This window comes from Leifsonia sp. 71-9, assembly GCF_001898805.1.
GTDB lineage: Bacteria > Actinomycetota > Actinomycetes > Actinomycetales > Microbacteriaceae > Leifsonia.
Window position 1 is genome coordinate 233,940 of the sequence record NZ_MKVJ01000018.1, and the last position, 16,615, is coordinate 250,554.

At 70.1% G+C, this 16,615-nt stretch carries 16 protein-coding genes; 2 read left to right on the plus strand and 14 right to left on the minus strand.

Features of this window, described 5'->3' with window-relative positions; all coding sequences use genetic code 11:
- Window positions 1–22: 22 nt before the first annotated feature.
- The 9 genes from BGO91_RS13965 to BGO91_RS14005 all read right to left on the minus strand — a co-directional run bounded on the left by BGO91_RS13965 (window position 23) and on the right by BGO91_RS14005 (window position 10,489).
- Window positions 23–688: an SLATT domain-containing protein gene (locus BGO91_RS13965; protein WP_290473336.1), complete on the minus strand. Its 666-nt coding sequence runs from the start codon at window positions 686–688 to the stop codon at window positions 23–25.
- A gap of 221 nt (window positions 689–909) precedes the next feature.
- Window positions 910–2,016 carry an AI-2E family transporter gene (locus BGO91_RS13970; protein WP_290473337.1) on the minus strand — a complete coding sequence of 369 codons (1,107 nt, stop codon included), beginning with the start codon at window positions 2,014–2,016 and terminating at the stop codon, window positions 910–912.
- A 72-nt stretch (window positions 2,017–2,088) separates the two neighbouring features.
- Entirely contained in the window at window positions 2,089–3,165 is a 1,077-nt protein-coding gene (locus BGO91_RS13975) for a glycosidase (RefSeq protein WP_290473338.1), read from the minus strand.
- A complete protein-coding gene (locus BGO91_RS13980) occupies window positions 3,162–4,187 on the minus strand; it encodes a hypothetical protein (protein WP_290473339.1) in 1,026 nt (341 codons plus the stop codon). The genes BGO91_RS13975 and BGO91_RS13980 overlap by 4 nt, the downstream gene beginning before the upstream one ends.
- A 22-nt stretch (window positions 4,188–4,209) precedes the next feature.
- Complete coding sequence (locus BGO91_RS13985; RefSeq protein WP_290473340.1) at window positions 4,210–5,076, minus strand: carbohydrate ABC transporter permease; 867 nt, start codon at window positions 5,074–5,076, stop codon at window positions 4,210–4,212.
- Window positions 5,076–6,032, minus strand: a complete 957-nt coding sequence (locus tag BGO91_RS13990) for a carbohydrate ABC transporter permease (RefSeq protein WP_290473341.1) — start codon at window positions 6,030–6,032, stop codon at window positions 5,076–5,078. The genes BGO91_RS13985 and BGO91_RS13990 overlap by 1 nt, the downstream gene beginning before the upstream one ends.
- Before the next feature lie 2 nt (window positions 6,033–6,034).
- Window positions 6,035–7,342, minus strand: coding sequence for an extracellular solute-binding protein (locus BGO91_RS13995; protein ID WP_290473342.1), 1,308 nt, complete (start codon window positions 7,340–7,342; stop codon window positions 6,035–6,037).
- Between the two features lie 31 nt (window positions 7,343–7,373).
- On the minus strand, window positions 7,374–8,399 hold the full coding sequence (locus tag BGO91_RS14000; protein WP_290473343.1) for a LacI family DNA-binding transcriptional regulator: 1,026 nt from the start codon (window positions 8,397–8,399) through the stop codon (window positions 7,374–7,376).
- Entirely contained in the window at window positions 8,396–10,489 is a 2,094-nt protein-coding gene (locus tag BGO91_RS14005; protein ID WP_290473344.1) for a hypothetical protein, read from the minus strand. The genes BGO91_RS14000 and BGO91_RS14005 overlap by 4 nt, the downstream gene beginning before the upstream one ends.
- 189 nt (window positions 10,490–10,678) lie before the next feature.
- On the opposite strand from BGO91_RS14005, the gene BGO91_RS14010 reads away from it, so the two are divergent.
- On the plus strand, window positions 10,679–11,800 hold the full coding sequence (locus tag BGO91_RS14010) for a hypothetical protein (RefSeq protein ID WP_290473345.1): 1,122 nt from the start codon (window positions 10,679–10,681) through the stop codon (window positions 11,798–11,800).
- Window positions 11,801–11,809: 9 nt separating this feature from the next.
- On the opposite strand, the gene BGO91_RS14015 is transcribed toward BGO91_RS14010, so the two are convergent.
- Genes BGO91_RS14015 through BGO91_RS14025 form a run of 3 tightly spaced genes read right to left on the minus strand, consistent with a single transcriptional unit; the run spans window position 11,810 to window position 14,384 of the window.
- Window positions 11,810–12,313: a DUF2017 family protein gene (locus BGO91_RS14015; RefSeq protein ID WP_290473346.1), complete on the minus strand. Its 504-nt coding sequence runs from the start codon at window positions 12,311–12,313 to the stop codon at window positions 11,810–11,812.
- Entirely contained in the window at window positions 12,310–12,612 is a 303-nt protein-coding gene (gene clpS, locus BGO91_RS14020; RefSeq protein WP_290473347.1) for an ATP-dependent Clp protease adapter ClpS, read from the minus strand. Before clpS ends, BGO91_RS14015 begins: the two co-directional genes overlap by 4 nt.
- The gene (locus BGO91_RS14025; RefSeq protein WP_290473348.1) at window positions 12,609–14,384 is read right to left on the minus strand and encodes a glycoside hydrolase family 15 protein; all 1,776 of its coding nucleotides are present in this window, start codon (window positions 14,382–14,384) and stop codon (window positions 12,609–12,611) included. The genes clpS and BGO91_RS14025 overlap by 4 nt, the downstream gene beginning before the upstream one ends.
- A 29-nt stretch (window positions 14,385–14,413) precedes the next feature.
- Here BGO91_RS14025 and BGO91_RS14030 point away from each other — a divergent pair, with 29 nt between their 5' ends.
- Window positions 14,414–15,790, plus strand: coding sequence for a glucose-6-phosphate dehydrogenase (locus BGO91_RS14030; protein ID WP_290473349.1), 1,377 nt, complete (start codon window positions 14,414–14,416; stop codon window positions 15,788–15,790).
- Between the two features lie 12 nt (window positions 15,791–15,802).
- On the opposite strand, the gene BGO91_RS14035 is transcribed toward BGO91_RS14030, so the two are convergent.
- Both BGO91_RS14035 and BGO91_RS14040 read right to left on the minus strand, forming a co-directional pair.
- Window positions 15,803–16,249, minus strand: coding sequence for a hypothetical protein (locus tag BGO91_RS14035; RefSeq protein ID WP_290473350.1), 447 nt, complete (start codon window positions 16,247–16,249; stop codon window positions 15,803–15,805).
- Window positions 16,250–16,347: 98 nt separating this feature from the next.
- Window positions 16,348–16,566, minus strand: coding sequence for a hypothetical protein (locus tag BGO91_RS14040; RefSeq protein ID WP_290473351.1), 219 nt, complete (start codon window positions 16,564–16,566; stop codon window positions 16,348–16,350).
- Window positions 16,567–16,615 lie beyond the last annotated feature (49 nt).

Genomic DNA, 16,615 nt, shown 5'->3' on the forward strand with positions numbered 1-16,615 from the left:
TCGGCGGCTCCCGCTAGCTGTCCTACCCACCGATCATCCAAGCAAGGGTCGGTACGAGCAAGGCTGCGGAGCCCATTGCGAGAACTATCGGAATGCAATTGATGCCGATGTCGAGGGCGATTAGCGCGCGCCACTTAGCAAGTTCCACAAGACTTACGTACCTGTAGCTCGGCCTTTCAGGCTTGGCGGCATCCTCGCGATCAAGGCGCCATGTCATTGCGCGCGCAAAGTCGACCGGGCTGTGGTTAGGGGTCCTATCCAAAAGAAGCTGGTACTCCGAGTTCAGCCTCTCAAACGTGCGTTGACGTGACCCTCGTAGACGCAGCGTTCGACTTGCGAAATCCGCGTCGACGGAGATTCTCTGGAACTGTCTGTAGGCCTCGAAAAGTAGCGCAGCCTTCTCCCCGTATCCGGCATTTGCAATAACCAGCGAGGCAATAAGCGTAAGGACTCCGATTGCGCACCACAGATACGCACCGTTCGGCCCGTAAATCGTCGCGTCCTTCAGCATTGCAACACTGACTAGCGCGGACGCCGTCGACAGAGAGATCAGCGCAGCATTCCAAAGCCGTCCTCGATTTTGCATTCTTTGGGCGAACTTCATCCTCGACAGATAGTTGCGCTCGGATCGGGCCGCGAAATCAGAAAGTTGATCGCGTGTGACGAGAGACATTGGCGCTTCGGCCACCTCCGGTAATCCGCTGCGCTAGCAACTAGCGCAATCCAGTGCTCATCGCCCGTAGGCTCAGCCGACTTTGCGGCGCGCGGACAACGATCCGCATCTATCACATGACTCCCGGCCGAAGCGACCGTAGGAGCGGTGGCCGAAGCGATCTCACACTAGCAACGCACTCGAACAACCCCAGAGAGTTTCATGCTTGATGCCCCCGAACTGGGGTGTGTCGAGGGTCAGCGCAGCTCCTTGCGGGGCATCACGATCTCTTTGATGATCAGGATGATGCCGGCGGAGATGGGGATGGCGACGAGCGCCCCGGGCAGGCCGAACAGCGTCGAGCCGGCCAGGGCGGAGATGAGGACGACCGAGCCGGGCACTTGAACGGCCTTGCCCATGACCTTGGGGGTGAGGATGTACGCCTCCACCTGCATGTACACGAGCATGAAGATCAGGACGACGATCGCGCTGACGGGGGAGTGGATGAGCGCGAGCACGGTCATGACCGCGGTCGTGAGCACCGTTCCGATCAGCGGGATGAGGGTGATGAAGAAGGCGGCGATACCGATGAGGAACGCGCCGGGGACGCCGGTGACGAGCAGCAGGATGGTGCTGTAGACGGCGTTGAAGAACGCGAGCACCACCATCCCGCTCAGGTACTTGCCGAAGTTCTGGAGGATGCGTTCGGTGTACTTCGTGAAGCTGTCGCGGTGCGAGCGGGCGACGAGGCGGTAGAGCGACGCCTTCGTCGTGTCGTACGAGGCGATGAAGTAGAGCGTCAGGATGGCGATGAAGAACCCGGTGGTGAGCCCGTTCACGACCGAGAGGCCGAAGCCGACCAGGCCGGAGCCGATGCTGGCCCAGAGCTGCGGATCCTGCACCTCCTTCGCGATCCAGTTCAGGACGGCGGACAGCGTGCCGTTGCTGGTCTCGTTCGCGGGGTCGAACCAGCCCTGCGCCTTGAGCGCCGAGATCTGCTTCGGGATGGAGACGGCGAGGGACTGGATCTGCTCGATGACGAGCGGCAGCACCACCCAGACGATCGCGACGATCACGCCGATGAGCAGGAGGCTGACCGTCACGATCGCCCAGCCGCGCTTCATCCCCCGGCGCTGGAACCAGCGGATCAGCGGGTCGAGGCCGACGGTCGCGAACGCGGCCAGGAACACGGAGAAGATGATCGAGCGCAGGCCGTAGAGCATGAGGCCGGTGAGGACGGCGCCGACGGCGCCGAGCGTGATCAGGTACCCGAAGAGCAGCGGGCTGCGGTTCAGGAGCGGTTCGCCGCGGCGCTCCTCGACGGCTCGGGAGGCCGGGGTCGCCGGCGGTCGGGTGAAGCGCATCGCGCCCTCCTTCAGGTTCCCGCTGAGCGTACGGGTCCCACGTCGCGCGCGACAAGCACGACACGCTCGCCGTCAGGGTGCTGCAGGATCGTTGCGCGACAGCCGGGCGACGCCGATCTTCGAATCGGCCATCCCGTAGAAGACCCAGTCGACATCCCCGATGCGCTCGATGGCGGTCGGGAACACGACGTTCGGGACGATCCCGCTGCGCTCGTCGTCCGTCTCCGCCGCCAGCAGCGGTTCGGCGGTGCGCTGCAGCACCCGCCACGGCTCGTCGGCGTCGAGGATCATGGCGCCCGCGGCGTAGTTGACGTTCTGCTGCTGAGCGACGCCGGTCTCGAGCCGGCCGGTGACCCCGTGGTGCAGCAGGAGCCAGCCCTCCGGCACGCGGATCGGCGCCGGACCCGACCCGATCTTCAGCTCCTCGAACGGATGCTCGGGCCCGGCGAGGAAGCGGTTCCGCCGCCACCGGGTGAGCTCGCGCTCGTCCGCGAGCACAGCGTCCAGCGGCAGGAATGCGATCCAGATGCTGGGCCGCGACTCGGCCAGGGCGGCCGGTGGATGGGCGCCCTCCCCGGCGCGGATCTCGTCGAGATCCCAGACCGGCCGGTGCAGCACGGCGAGGCTCGGCGTCCCGTCCGGAGCGGTGACCGGTTCGGGGAAGAAGACCGTGTCCTTGTTGGGGAAGAGGGCGAGGTCGGTTCCGATCGCGTCGTCGTACTCGAAGGTCACCGGGCCCAGCCGCCTCCACTCGCGCAGCTCGTCCGAGACGGCGACCGCGGTGCGCGGACCGAGCGGCCCGTACGCGACGTAGGTCATCACGTGCAGCCCGAGCCGGGGGATGAAGGTGATGCGCGGGTCCTCGACGCCGGCGTTGCTCGTGCCGCGCTCGAACTCACGCTCCGGCTCGAGCACGACGCCCACCCGCTCGACGCCGACCGGGATGCCGCCCTCGATGACCACCCGGGCGAGCCCGACGCGGGAGACGTTGCCGGCGGCGACCAGCCGGGGGAGCAGGTAGAGCTCGCCGTCCGGGCCACGGCCGGAGGCGGGGTTGAGCACCCCCTCGGCTTCGAGCGGATCCCCGGGAGTGGGGGGCATGACGACGCCCTCCCGGACGAGACGGTAGGGGAACGGTGTGCTCGTCATCGGATGACCTCCCGGTAGAAGAAGAGTTCGCGCTCGCCCGGGGCGGCGTCCCAGCCCTGCGCGAACGACCAGCGTCCGCCGAGCTTCTGGAGGCCGCCCCACGCCAGCGAGCCGCCGCGGTGCAGGGCGAGCTGGGTGAAGGGGGCGTCGAGCGCGTAGAGCGCCTGCCCCGCGGCGAAGTCGCCCGCGGCGTCGGCGTAGAAGAAGTCGAGCACCATCCGGTCGCCCTCGACGGCCGCGCAGGCGACCTCGTAGAGGCTGCCGGGGAGCGGCGACAGGTCGAGGTACGGCTGCTCCTCGAACCGCCAGGTCAGGAGGTCGTCCGAGCGGCCGACCATCGGCCGACCTCCGCAGCCTTCCGAGAGGAACATCAGGTACTCGCCGCCGATGCGCACCGCGCGTCCGTGCTCGTCCCGCGGGACGACCGCGCCCTTCGCCCAGCCCTGCGAGACGGAGTACGGGACCGCGAGGCCGAGCTTGCGCCAGGTCGTCAGGTCGTCGGAGACGGCCGACATGATGTCGCAGGCGACGTCACCGGCCTCGGTGCGCCAGATCGCGTTGTAGAAGAGGACGTAGCGGCCGTCGGCCTCGTAGACCTTGGGGTCCTCGCAGCCGAGGGCCTCGTTCGCCGTCGTCGGGTAGACGACCGGGTTGGCCGGATCGTCGTGCCAGACGCCGTCGCGGTGCACGGCGTGACCGATCCGGCTCGCCGTCGACTCCTTGCGCGGGGACGCGCGGTAGAAGAGGTGGAGCGCGTCGCCGGCCTCGATGACGGTGGGGTTGAAGACCGAGTCGCTGGTCCAGCCGACACCGGTCGGGTCGTCCCACTGGCCCTCCGGCCGGAAGGTCAGCCGGTCGTCCCGCTCGAACGGCCCGATCACCCACTCGGGTCGGTCCTCGTAGCGGGCCGAGAACTGGTCGGTCGAGATGCGGTCGGTGAGGGCGTTCGTGTGCTCCAGGGCCTCCCGATAGCTGGCGCGCAGGGCGTCGGCGGTGACGGGGACGGTGTCGACGGGATCCACGGATCTCCTTGGGGTGGGCGGCTCAGCCCTTGACGGACGAGCCGATGTCGGTCGAGGTGAAGTAGCGCTGGAAGACGATGAACAGCACGACGACGGGGCCGGCGAGCACGACCGCGCCGGCGAGGATGGCGCCGAAGGGGTTGCTCGTCGAAGCCGCGACGGTGCTGATGTAGTTCGCCAGCGACACGGCGAGCGGCTGCATGCTCGCCTCCTTCGTGATCAGGAACGGCCAGAGGAACTCGTTCCACGGGCCGATGAAGGTCAGCAGCACGACGGTGACCAGGGCGGGCCGGACCAGCGGAAGGGCGACCCGCCACAGCACGGTGAACTCGCCCGCTCCGTCGATCCGCGCCGCGTCGAACAGCTCGCGCGGCAGCTGGAGGAAGTACTGGCGGAAGATCAGCACGGCGGCCGAGTTGATCGCGAACGGCAGGATCATCCCGAGATAGTTGTCCGCGAGCCCGTAGTTGCGGGCGATGAGGACGTACAGCGGGATCATCAGCAGCTGGAACGGGATGGTCTGCACCAGCAGAGCGAGCGCGAACGTCGTGCCGCGCCCCTTCCACTGCAGCACCGACAGCGCGTATCCGGCCAGCACGCCGAAGACGACCGTGCACAGCAGCACTCCGCCCGTGAAGATCCCCGAGTTCGCGAGGCCCGACCACAGATTGATCCGAGAGTTGATGGCCCCGTAGTTCTCCAGCGTGAGGTTCGCGGGGTTCGGGAACGCACCGGCGATCGAGGTGTCCGGGGTCGTCTGCAGCGAGCCGACGAGCATGTAGTAGAAGGGGAACAGGAAGGCGATGGCGCCGAGCGTCAGCACGACGCCCTGCAGGATCGCCTGCGGCCGGCTGAGCGCCCGGGACGCCGCCAGGTCTTTGCGTGCCATCAGTCTCGTCCTCCCGCGAATCGGTTCTGCAGCCAGCCGATGATCAGCACCAGGACCACGAGCACGACGCCGATCGCCGCAGCGTAGCCAGGGTGCCCCTGCTGGATGCCCTGCTGGTAGATGAGCAGCACCGGCGAGGTGGAGTGGCCGTCGGGGCCGCCTCCGCCGGTGAGCAGGTACGGCTCGGTGAAGAGGTTGGCGCCGGTGATGGTCGAGAGCAGCAGCACCAGCACGGTCGCGGGCCGGACGCCCGGCACCGTCACCGAGAAGAACTGCCGGACCCGGCCGGCCCCGTCGGTCGAAGCGGACTCGTACAGCTCCTGCGGCACGTTCTGAAGCGCCGCGAGGTAGAGCAGGATGTACAGGCCCAGTTGCTTCCAGGTGACGTAGATCGCGATGGTCGGCATGGCGAGCCACGGGTTGACGAACCAGGTCGGGTTCGGCGCCAGCGGCCCGAGGATGTGGTTGACCAGGCCGTCCCCGCTGAACAGGAAGAGCCAGACGCCGATGATCGCGACGCTCGCGGTCACGTACGGCACGTAGTAGCTGACCCGCAGGAACGTGCGGAACCGCGTGATGCTGTTGAGCCCGCTCGCGAGCACCAGCGACAGGATCACCGTGAGGGGCACGTTGATGATCAGGAAGATGCCGACGTTCAGGAACGACTGCAGAACGGCCGGGTCCGTGAAGACCTGGACGTAGTTGTCCAAGCCGACGAAGGGCTGGTTGACGTTCGCGCCGGGGGCGGCGAAGAAGTAGTCGAAGAACGAGATGTAGACGGCGTAGCAGAGCGGGTAGGCGAAGATCACCAGCACGAACAGCAGGTACGGCGCGCCGAAGAGCCAGCCGAGCGGGTTCTTGCCGAGGATGCGCTGCACGAGCGGCCGGCGCCGACGGGGCGGCGGCCCCGCGGCGGGCGTGGTGCCCGCCGCGGGGGGAGCGGAGACGGTGCTCATGGCTACTTCTGCGCCTGGAGCTTGTCGATCTTGTCGGAGGCCGCCTTGAAGGCGTCCTCGACCGAGCCGCTGCCGTTGATCACGGCCTTGCTGTACGCGTCGCGCAGGGCCTGCATCTGGGCGATGGTGTTGCTGCCCGTGGGGTCGTCCACCGTGCGCGCGCTCTGGTCGCCGAACTCCTTGTAGTCCGGGTGCGAGCTGAAGTACGACGCGTACGTGGTGGCCAGGTCGGTGCGGATCGGCATCTGCCCGGTCACGTCGAGCAGCTTGCCGTCCTGCTCCTGGCTGGTGGCGAACTTGAGCACATCCCACGCGGTGCCCTGGTTCTTGCAGGAGGAGTACATGCCGATGTTCTTGGCGTCAGGGAAGGTGTAGGTCTGGTCGGCCGCCTTGCCGTCCTTGGTCGGCACCGGGACGGAGCCCCACTGGATCTTGTCGCCGTAGTAGGCGATGGCCCACGGGCCGACGATGGCCATGGCCGCCTTGCCGTCGGCGAACGCGTCGCCCTGGTACTGCTCCTTGCCGGCGAGGCCGTCGCTGTAGACGGTCTTCCAGAAGTTCGCGACGTCGAGCGCGTCCTGGTTCGTGATGGCGGCCTTGCCGTTCTCGATGAACGTCTTGCCGCCGGTCTGCGCGGCGAGCAGCGGCAGGTAGTCGAAGTTCACCTGGAAGAACTCACTGGTCGGAGCCGGGTAGATCGCGTACGGCGCGGCTCCCGAGTCCTTGATCTTCTGCGCGGCGGCGAGGAAGGAGGAGTATGTCGAGAGGTCCGGGTTGTCGGCGTCGAGCCCGGCCTTGGCGAAGATCGCCTTGTTGTAGAAGATCATGACCGGGTTCTGCTTCCACGGCATCTGGTAGTAGTCGCCGTCGGAGGACTTGTACTGGTCGGCCGCCGAGCCGCTGCGCGCCTCGATGTACTTCGCGCCGTCCGAGAACTTCGACAGGTCGACGAGGCCGCCCTGCTTCTGCCACTGGCCGGTGGCGGCGGGGAGGTTGTTGAAGACCAGGCACGGGGTGGTGCCGGCGGTGATGGCGGCGCCGATGACCTCCTCGGTGCTCTTGCCGGCGGGCACCTCCTGGGCCTTGATCTGCTCCTTGGGGTGCGCGGAGTTCCAGGCCGACACCATCGACTTGCCCCACTGCACCTCCTGCTCGTTGTTCGAGTACCAGATGGTGATGGGCCCGTGCGCCTTCATGGCGTCGGACGATCCGCCGCCGCCGGAGCCGCACGCGGCGAGGGTCCCGGCGACGATGCCGGCGGTGACGACCGCCAGTGCGGCCCGGTGCAGGGCTGTTCTGCGTGTTCGCATGAGGGTTCTCTTTCGTGAGTGGGTGTTCGCGTTATCGATCGGCGGCGGGTGGCGCAGTGGATGCGCGCACCACCAGCCGCGCGGGGGGCAGGGCGACGTCGGCCGATTCGTCGTGCTCCACCAGCCGCAGCAGTGCGGTGGCGGCGGCGATGCCCCAGCCGGCCGGGTCGTTGTCGAGCGTCGTGAGGGAGGGGTAGATGTAGGTGCCGATCTGGGAGCCGTCGAGGCCGGTGATCGACAGGTCGTGCGGAAGCCGCAGACCGCGTTCGTGCGCGACGCCCATGCCCGCGATCGCCATCGGGTCGTTGCCGTACACGATGGCGGTCGGGGGTTCGGCGGCGTCGAGGAGGGAGGTCGTGGCCGCGGCGCCCTGCTCGGGGGAGAAGTCGGTCGCGACGACGACGGGGTCGAGCCCCGCCGCCCGCATCGCGCTCTCGAACCGTTCGCGGCGGCGCAGCCCGTGCAGCATCCGCTCGTCGCCAGAGACGTGCACGATGCGGCGGTGCCCCAGGGCGACGAGGTGCGTCACGAGCTCGTCGATGCCCGCGTCGTAGTCGCGGGTGATGACGGGGAAGGGGCTGCCGCCGACCGGCTCGCCGAGCGACACCGCCTGGGAGCCGAGGCGCTCGATCAGGCCGATCCGGTCGTCCGAGGCCAGGAGGTCGGTGAGCAGGAACCCGTCGACGCGCTTGTCGGACGCGAGCCTGGTGTATGCGCGCTCCTCGGCCTCCTGGTCGGGCACGACGGTCAGGACGAGCACCTGGCCGCGCTCGGCGAGCACGGTCTCGACGCCGGCGATGAACGCCGCGAAGAACGGGTCGACCTCGATGGTGCGGGCGGGGCGACGCAGGATGAGGCCGAGCGCGTAGGCGCGTCGGGTGGTGAGGCCCCTGGCGCTGGGGTTCGGCGTCCAGCCGAGCTCGCGGGCGGCGGCGAGGATGCGCTCACGGGTCTCGGTGGCCACGCCGGGCCGCTCATTCAGGGCGAGGGACACCAGCCCCTTGCTCACGCCGGCGGCGCGCGCGACGTCGTTGATCGTGACGGCGGCCGGGCTCATCGCGGGACCACCGTCGTGAAGCCGCCGGGCTCGACCGCGATCAATCCACGGGCGCCGACGCTCTGCGCGCCGCCGACCTGGTGGCCGGTGCTGTCGTAGCGCACGACCGTCACGGGCCCGGTCGTGCTCAGGCGCTGGGGCACGGGGAGCTTCGTCCCGTTGACGTAGACGTCGAGGCTCGACGAGCCGGCGAGGGCCAGGTGGGAGACGACGGGCTGGACCAGCACCGCGTCGAGCTTCGCCGTGCCGGAGACGTGCGCCGTGACGGAGGTCGTCGAGGCGAGCACGGGGAGGGTCAGCGTCTGCGGGAGCAGGAACACCGGACTCGCGCCGCTGCCCTGGGCGGCGTCGGCCCGCACGTTGGCCGTCGAGCCGAGGGGCACGCTCACCCGGCCGAGCTGGGCGGTCCAGCGCGTGCTCCCCGAGCCGGCCGGAAGCCCGGTCGTGGGGTCGCCTGGTCCCAGATCGGCGATCGGGAGGAGACGCGCCGCCGAGTGCCCCGCAGGCAGGGTCACGGTGACGGTGGAGCCGGACGAGGCGGCGACGTACGCGCCGCCCGACCAGTTGGCCGATCCCGTCCACGCGGAGGCGGGCGTCACCACCGACGCCGACCCGGTCAGTCGGCCGGACTCCGCCTCGACGACCTGGATGCCGTCGGCGGCCGTCGTGCGCGTGAGGGTGGTCGCGGCGCGGGCGATGGCGGGGTGCGCATCCAGCGCGAGCATCGTGAGCTCGGTGTGGATGACCGACTCGGCCCCGCAGTTGCGGTTGACCGTGCCGTCGGCGGCGATGCCGTCGACGCACACGCCGGTCGTCGGGTCGTAGGCCGGGGTGCCGGCGGGGTTGGCCCCGAAGAACCAGGCGGCCTGCGCCCCGGCGAGGGCCGCGAGCCCGGCGGCGCCGGTCGCGTCGGAGGCGGCGACGAGCCCTTCGACCCGCGAGTCGACGCCGTACGCGATCTGCGTCCGGTCGGCCGGGGTGGGCGTCCATCCGTTGTCCGGACCGCCGGACGCGAGGAGCTGCGCGGTGAACTGCGCGAGGTCGGTGGTGGCCGCCTTCTGCAAGGAGGCATCGTCGAGCACGCTCGCCGCGGCCGTGAGAGCGGCCGGCTGCATCGCGCCCCAGGCGTGCCAGAACGTGGGGGAGTTCGCCTCGGGGAGCAGGGCGCCGAACGGCCACTGGCCGATCCCGCCGCTCGCGAGCTTCGCGATGCCCTCCGAGTAGTGCGCGAGCGCGGTACGGGCCGTCTGGTCCGCCGGGGCGGCCGCCGTGTAGGCGGCGAGGCCCAGCACGGCCTCCGCCGTCGGGCTCGCGCTCCCCGAGATCAGCCAGGCGGGCACGGTGACCCCGTTGGCGGTCGTCGTCGTGCCGTACGCGGCGAGCGACTGGCGGCCGAGCGCGCCGAGCGCGAGCCCGAGCCGGTCGGCCAGGAACCCGGCGAACTGCGGGTCAGCGTCGCGGAATCCCGCGTAGCCCTCGCCGAGCGCCCAGACCGTGCGGGCGAGCCAGAACGACTCGGCGGAGTCGCTCGGGTCGGGGAGCTCGACGGGGATGGCCGACGGGTTCAGCGTGCCGTCCGACTGCTGCCAGAGGACCACGTTGCCGGCGTTCGGGCCGGAGTCGGTCTGCAGATACGTGAGCGAGCGCAGCAGTTCGTAGGCGGTCTGCTTGCTCGACGCGGTGCCGTTCTGCTTCCAGTCGCGCAGGTAGACGACCGCGGCGCGGGAGATGTCGTCCGCATCGAAGGCGCCCTGCGCGTACCAGCCGCGCGCGGCGTCCGTGATCGGGCCGCCTCCCACGCGGGAGAACGAGCCGTCGGCCTGTCGGTCGGCGTACACCCACGGGGCGCGCGCGGCCGGCTCGGTGTCCTGCCGGTAGGTCGTGTGCCCGGCGACGCCGGGCAGCAGCGGCACGTCGTCGAGGAGGAAGTCGAGGTGGGCGAGGTTCGTCAGCTTGGCGGGGGCCGCGGTCGCGCGGGCGGTCGCCGCGTCCGGGGCGGCGGGCGTCGCGGTGGCGGCCGCGGCGGGGAGGGCGAGAGCCGTCGTCACGAGTGTCGCGGTGGCGACGGCGAGCAGGGTGATCCGCTTCATTGCGATTCCTTCGTCTGGTGACCGGGAGGATGACCTAAACCGGTTTAACGCACCGTAGGCGGATCCGGCGGATCTGTCAACGGGCGTTCCCGCCCCAGGTGGTCGGGGGCTTGTGGCACCGGTGGCGGCAGGCGAGACTGAACGGACCGGTCGCGGACGACCGCCACCGGCGACGACCGAGGAGGAACCGTGGAATACAAGGACATTCCCACCAAGGCCGACATCGAGAGGATCTCCGCTCTGCGCGAGCCCGGATGCGTCAGCATCTACCTGCCCACCGGCACCACCCCGCCCGAGGCGGACCGCGCGCGCATCGAGCTCAAGAACCACCTCAGCCAGGCCGTGCGCGCGCTGGAGACGCTCGGCGTCTCGAAGGCCCGCATCGGCGCTGTCCAGGCGGAGGGGGAGGTGATCCTCGAGGACCGCGACTTCTGGCGCTACCAGTCCCGCTCGCTGGCCGTCTTCCTCGACGGCGAGGTGGCGCAGACCTTCCGCCTGCCGAACCGGCTGACCAGCGCGTGCGAGGTCGCCGACCGGTTCTACGTGAAGCCGCTGCTGCGCGCGATCACGTTCCCGCAGTCCGCGCTCATCCTGGCACTCGCCCAGAACTCCGTGCGGCTGATCCGGATCGCCGCGGAGGCGCCTCCCACGCCCGTCGAGGTCGAGGGGATGCCGCAGGACGTGGCCTCCGCGGCCGGGCTCCCGTCGATCAGCGGGCGCTCACCGGACGGCCGCGTCCAGGGCTCCGAGGGCCAGAAGGTGCGGATGCTCGAGTACGTGCAGGCCATCGACCGCGCGCTGCACCCGCTGCTCGCGAACAGCACGGAGCCGCTCATCCTGGCGGCCGCGGAGCCGCTCAGCGGCATCTTCCGCGGCGCGAGCACCTACCCGCGCCTCGTCGAGGAGACGATCGGCGGCAACCCGGAGGAGAAGACCGACGAGGAGCTCTCGACGGCCGCGCGCGGGGTGCTCGACGCCCTCTACGCCCGCAAGACCGAGGAGCTGAAGGACGACTTCGAAGCGCGGATCGCGGCGGGGACGGCGCTGGTCGACCTGAGCGACATCGCCAGGGCGGCAACGTTCGGTGCGGTGGAGGCGCTGGTCTTCGACATCGACCGGCGCGTCCCGGGCACCGTCGACGACGAGAGCGGCGCGATCAGCCTCGCGGACGACGACGCGCCGGGCCACTACGGCGTGGTGGACGAGATCATCCGCCGTTCGCTCGCGTCGAAGGCCAAGGTCTACGCGGTCCGCGCGGAGGATGTGCCCGGTGGAGGCGCGGTCGCCGCGGCGGTGCGCTTCCCCGTCTAGCGGCGGCGTCTAGCGGCGGCTGAGGGACAGCACGAGGGACTCCTGCACGACGGCGAGCCAGTCGAAGACCGTCCGGCGGATCTGCGACTCCTCGTCGTGCAGGTCTCCCTCGTCGCCGTCCTGCACGATCCCGAGCCGGGCCGCGAGCACGAGGCGGATGTCGGTCAAGCAGCGGAGCCAGGCGGTCGCCTGCGCTTCGTCGAGCGTGACGTCCACCCGGGAGGCGTCGGACCGGGCGAGGCATTCCACGACGATGCGGGCGTTGAGAGCCTTGCGCTCCGCGATGCCGTCCGCGGTGAAGCGGCGGAACTCGGCCGACGCCACCGGATCCCCGGGGTAGGCGTCGGGCATCAGCCGGATCAGGGCCGGATCGCTGCGGAGCTCGTCGTCCTCGATCGCCGCCTCGGAGGCCAGCTCGGCGGCGTCGGTGGCGAGGCGCAGCAGCAGCTCCGCCTCCTCCGACTCGAAGCGGGCGGTGACGCGGCCGTGGCCGACGGGGTGGAAGAGCCTCATGCGTCGGCCTTCGTCAGCGTCGCCCACAGCCCGTAGTCGTGCATCGCCTCCACGTGCCGCTCCATCTCCTCGCGGGTGCCGGTCGCGACCACCGCGCGACCCTCGTTGTGCACCAGCATCATCAGGCGTTCGGCCTCCTTGCGGGGATACCCGAAGTACGTGCGGAACACGTGGGTGACGTACGACATGAGGTTCACCGGGTCGTTCCACACGATGGTGACCCAGGGTGCGCCGAGCTCGAGGCGCTCCTCGAGGCCGACCGACCCCTCGGTCCGCTCCACCGGTCGCGCATCCGTCATCGGCTCGCCGCCGCGATCGCGTCCGCCGCCCGCACGAGCGTGAGGTGCGTGAGGGCCTGGGGAGTGTTGCCGGCCTGCGACCGGCCGTCGACGTCGTATTCCTCGGAGAGCATGCCGACATCGTTGGCGAGCGACACCAGCCGGTCCATCAGACGCCGCGCGTCGTCCAGCCGGTGCGAATGCGCATACTGCTCGACCAGCCAGAACGAGCAGGCCAGGAACGGGTGCTCGCCCGGCGGCAGCCCGTCGACGCCCTGCTCGGTGCGGTAGCGCAGCACCAGGTCGTCGCGCAGCAGGTCCTCCTCGATCGCCCGGACCGTCCCGAGCATCCGCGGATCCTCCCAGTCGACGTAGCCGACCTGGGCGAGCTGGAGCAGCGACGCGTCCACCTCCCGCGTGCCGTAGTGCTGCACGTAGGTGCCGCGCACCCGGTCGAACCCGTTCGCCTCGATGTCGGCGCGGACCTCGTCGCGCAGGGTCCGCCAGCGGACCACCGGCCCCTCGAGCCCGTCGCGCTCCACCGCGCGGACCGCGCAGTCGAACGCCGCCCAGACCAGCGCCCGCGAGTGCGTGAAGGTCTGCGGCTCGCCCCGGATCTCCCAGATGCCGTGGTCAGGCTCGCGCCAGTGCTCCTCCAGGTAGCCCATGAGTGAACGCTGCAACGCCCAGGAGAACCGCGTCTCGCCATCCCCGACCCGGCGGCCGCGATCGAGCCCGATCATCACCTCGCCGATCACATCGGCCTGGAACTGCGTCGACGCGCCGTTGCCCACGCGCACGGGATGCGCCCCCTGATACCCGGGCAGCGAGGTGAGCTCCCGCTCGTCGAGGTCGCGCTCGCCGGAGAGCCCGTACATGATCTGCAGGTCGCCCGGGTCGCCGGCGATGGAGCGCAGCAGCCAGTCGCGCCAGTGGTCGACGTAGTCGTCGTAGCCGTGCGCGAGCAGCACGCCGATCGTGAGCGACGCGTCGCGCAGCCAGACGTAGCGGTAGTCCCAGTTGCGCTCGCCGCCGAACGCCTCGGGGAGGGAGGTCGTGGCCGCGGCCACGATCCCGCCGGTCTCGAGGTGGGTCAGGGCGCGCAGGAGCAGCAGCGAGCGCACCACCTCGTCGCGGTACGGGCCGTCGTGGTCGCAGCCCTCGGCCCAGCGGGTCCACCAGGTGCGGGTCTGCTCGAGCGCGTGGTCGACGTCGAGCGCCTCGGGGGTCGCCCGGTGCGAGGGGAACCAGGTGAGGCTGAGGTCGACCGTCTCGCCGGCCTTCACGGTGAACTCGCCGTGGTGCGCGTGGTCGGTCGCGTGGAGCACCGGCCCGCGCACGACGATGGCGTCGGGGCCGGCGACCGCGACGAGCGCGGAGGGGTGTTCCGCGGTGTCCTTGCGCACCCAGGGGACGGCCGACGCGTAGCCGAAGCGGATCCGCAGCTCCTGCTGCATCCGCACCGTCCCGCTCACCCCGCGCACCCGGCGGATCACGTCGGCGCGGTGGTCGCCCATCGGCATCGTGTCGGTGACCTCCACCTCCCCGTCGGCGGTGCGCCAGCGCGTGAGGAGCGTCATCGTGTCGCCCTCGTAGCGGCGCGTGCTCTTCGCGGAGGCGTCGACGGGCGCGACGAGCCAGCGGCCGTGGTCCTCGGTGCCGAGGAGGGCGCCGAACATCGACGACGAGTCGTAGCGGGGGAGGCACAGCCAGTCGATGCTGCCGTCCTTGCCCACGAGCGCTCCGGTGAAGCAGTCACTGATCAGGGCGTATTCCTCGATGGGGAGCGACATATCCCCAGTATGGCCGTACTGTGATGGTCATGACGCAGACCGTCGACACTCTCGCGATTCTCGGAGCGAGCGGCGATCTTTCCGCCCGCCTGCTCCTCCCCGCCATCGGCCAGCTCCTGTCCGACCACCCGGACCGCCGGTTCCGGCTGGTGGGCGCCGGCTTCGAGGATTGGACCGACGCCCATTGGCGTTCGGTCGTCCGCGCGTCCTTCACGACGATGAAGGCGTCGGGCCCCGCGGTGGAGGAGGTGCTGAAAGAGACCGTCTACGTGCAGGCCGACGTGACCCAGGCGGCGGACCTCGAACGCATCCTCGCCGCGTGCGAGGGAGCGCCGGCGCTCTACTTCGCCCTGCCGCCCGCGATCACCGCGAAGGCGTGCGGCGTGCTCGGCACGATCGACCTGCCGCGCGGGCTGACGCTCGCCCTGGAGAAGCCGTTCGGCACCGACAAGCGCAGTGCGATCGCGCTCAACAAGCAGCTCGCCACGCTGGTGCCGGAGGAGCGCATCCACCGCGTCGACCACTTCCTCGGCCGGTCGACGGTGTTCAACCTGATCGGGCTGCGGTTCGCGAACAGCATCCTGGAGCCGCTCTGGAACAGCGACCACATCGAGCGCGTCGACATCGTGTACGACGAGTCCCTGGCGCTGGAGGGGCGCGCCCGCTACTACGACAACGCCGGTGCGCTGGTCGACATGATCCAGAGCCACCTCCTGCAGGTCCTGGCCGTGGTGGCGATGGAGCCGCCGTCGACGCTCGACGCGGTCGACCTCCGCGACGCCAAGGCCACCGTGCTGCGCGCCACCCGCGTGTGGAACGACAGCCCGGTGGAGTCGAGCCGCCGGGCCCGCTACACGGCGGGCCAGGTCGAGGGCGAGTCCGTCCCCTCCTACGTGAAGGAGCCCGGCGTCGACGCGTCGCGCGGCACGGAGACGCTCGCCGAGGTGACCGTGCAGATCGACACCTGGCGCTGGGCCGGCGTCCCGTTCACCCTGCGTTCCGGCAAGGCGCTGGGGGAGCGGCGGCGGGAGGTCGTGGTGACCTTCAAGCCCGCCCGGCACGTGCCGACGGGCCTCAAGGGCACGAAGGAACCGACCAAGCTGCGGATCATGCTGGCGCCGGACGAGATGTCGCTGGAGCTCAACGTGAATGGCCCGGGGGATCCGTTCGAGATCGAGCGGGCGTCGCTGAGCGTCTCGTTCGGTCCGGGACAGCTCCTGGCCTACGGGGAGGTCCTGGAGGGGATCCTGGACGGGGACCCGTCGCTCTCGGTGCGCGGAGACACGGCGGTCGACTGCTGGCGGATCGTCGCGCCGGTTCTGACGGAGTGGCGCAAGGACGAGGTCCCGCTGCAGAACTACCGAGCGGGATCGGGGGGCCCGGCGTCCTGGAAGCGGATCGGCTGAGCCCGGAAGGGGTCAGGCGGCGTTGCGTTCCACGATCGCGGGGATCTCGCCCGTGACGGGCTTGCGGAGGTCGGTCCACACGGTGATGGGAGCGGGCTCCCAGCCGAACGCGGCCGGCTCGTCGCTCTCCGGAGTCTCGACGACGCTCTCGGCGACCGGAGCGCTCTCGGCCGAGGCGAGGTGCTGCGGTTCGGTGACCGCGCCGATCTCGCCGGCCTCGAGCCGGTTGCGGGCGTCGACGAGCGCCGCGGCGATGCCGACGGAGACCGACTGCGCGAGCACGGAGTGGAAGATGGTGTCGGTGTCGTCGGCCGAACGGCGCGAGACCGTCCATTCGCCGTCCTCGCCGATCAGCTCGGCGATCTTGACATGCACGATCTCGAGGATCTGCGCGTCCGTCAACTGAGGGACCGGCGCCGCCGGAACCTCGGCCGCGGCGTGCCGCCTGCGTCCAAACATCGCGATACCCCTTCCCTGGCTCTCCGTCGTTACCAGTGTCGGGGAGGAACGAGCTGTCTGCGGCGTGGACACGCCGGTTGATCAGCGGAATTCCGCGGTCAGGAGCCTTTTCGGGAGCCCAGCGGCTTCGACTCGCGCTCGGCGGCGTCCTTGGAGTCCTCCACCACGGTCCCGATCGCGATCGCCAGGGAGAGGGCGGCGCTGATCCAGAGCAGGGGGACACGCCAGTCCCGCACCCCGTTCCTGGTCGACTGGATGGTGGTCCACAGGCCCATGACGGCCGAGAGCACCGCGCCATTGAAGACGTACTTGCGCATCCGCATCCTTTCGCTCTCCCCGTAGCGTACGCTGCCTACGGCGCCGGGG

Coding starts and splice junctions, on each gene's coding strand:
- BGO91_RS13995 (WP_290473342.1), bottom strand. CDS start 7,342: ATGCGAACACGCAGAACAGCCCTGCACCGGGCCGCACTGGCGGTCGTC.
- BGO91_RS13990 (WP_290473341.1), bottom strand. CDS start 6,032: ATGAGCACCGTCTCCGCTCCCCCCGCGGCGGGCACCACGCCCGCCGCG.
- BGO91_RS14025 (WP_290473348.1), bottom strand. CDS start 14,384: ATGTCGCTCCCCATCGAGGAATACGCCCTGATCAGTGACTGCTTCACC.
- BGO91_RS14040 (WP_290473351.1), bottom strand. CDS start 16,566: ATGCGCAAGTACGTCTTCAATGGCGCGGTGCTCTCGGCCGTCATGGGC.
- BGO91_RS13970 (WP_290473337.1), bottom strand. CDS start 2,016: ATGCGCTTCACCCGACCGCCGGCGACCCCGGCCTCCCGAGCCGTCGAG.
- BGO91_RS13975 (WP_290473338.1), bottom strand. CDS start 3,165: ATGACGAGCACACCGTTCCCCTACCGTCTCGTCCGGGAGGGCGTCGTC.
- BGO91_RS14015 (WP_290473346.1), bottom strand. CDS start 12,313: ATGAGGCTCTTCCACCCCGTCGGCCACGGCCGCGTCACCGCCCGCTTC.
- BGO91_RS14000 (WP_290473343.1), bottom strand. CDS start 8,399: ATGAGCCCGGCCGCCGTCACGATCAACGACGTCGCGCGCGCCGCCGGC.
- BGO91_RS14030 (WP_290473349.1), top strand. CDS start 14,414: ATGACGCAGACCGTCGACACTCTCGCGATTCTCGGAGCGAGCGGCGAT.
- BGO91_RS14035 (WP_290473350.1), bottom strand. CDS start 16,249: ATGTTTGGACGCAGGCGGCACGCCGCGGCCGAGGTTCCGGCGGCGCCG.
- clpS (WP_290473347.1), bottom strand. CDS start 12,612: ATGACGGATGCGCGACCGGTGGAGCGGACCGAGGGGTCGGTCGGCCTC.
- BGO91_RS14005 (WP_290473344.1), bottom strand. CDS start 10,489: ATGAAGCGGATCACCCTGCTCGCCGTCGCCACCGCGACACTCGTGACG.
- BGO91_RS13985 (WP_290473340.1), bottom strand. CDS start 5,076: ATGGCACGCAAAGACCTGGCGGCGTCCCGGGCGCTCAGCCGGCCGCAG.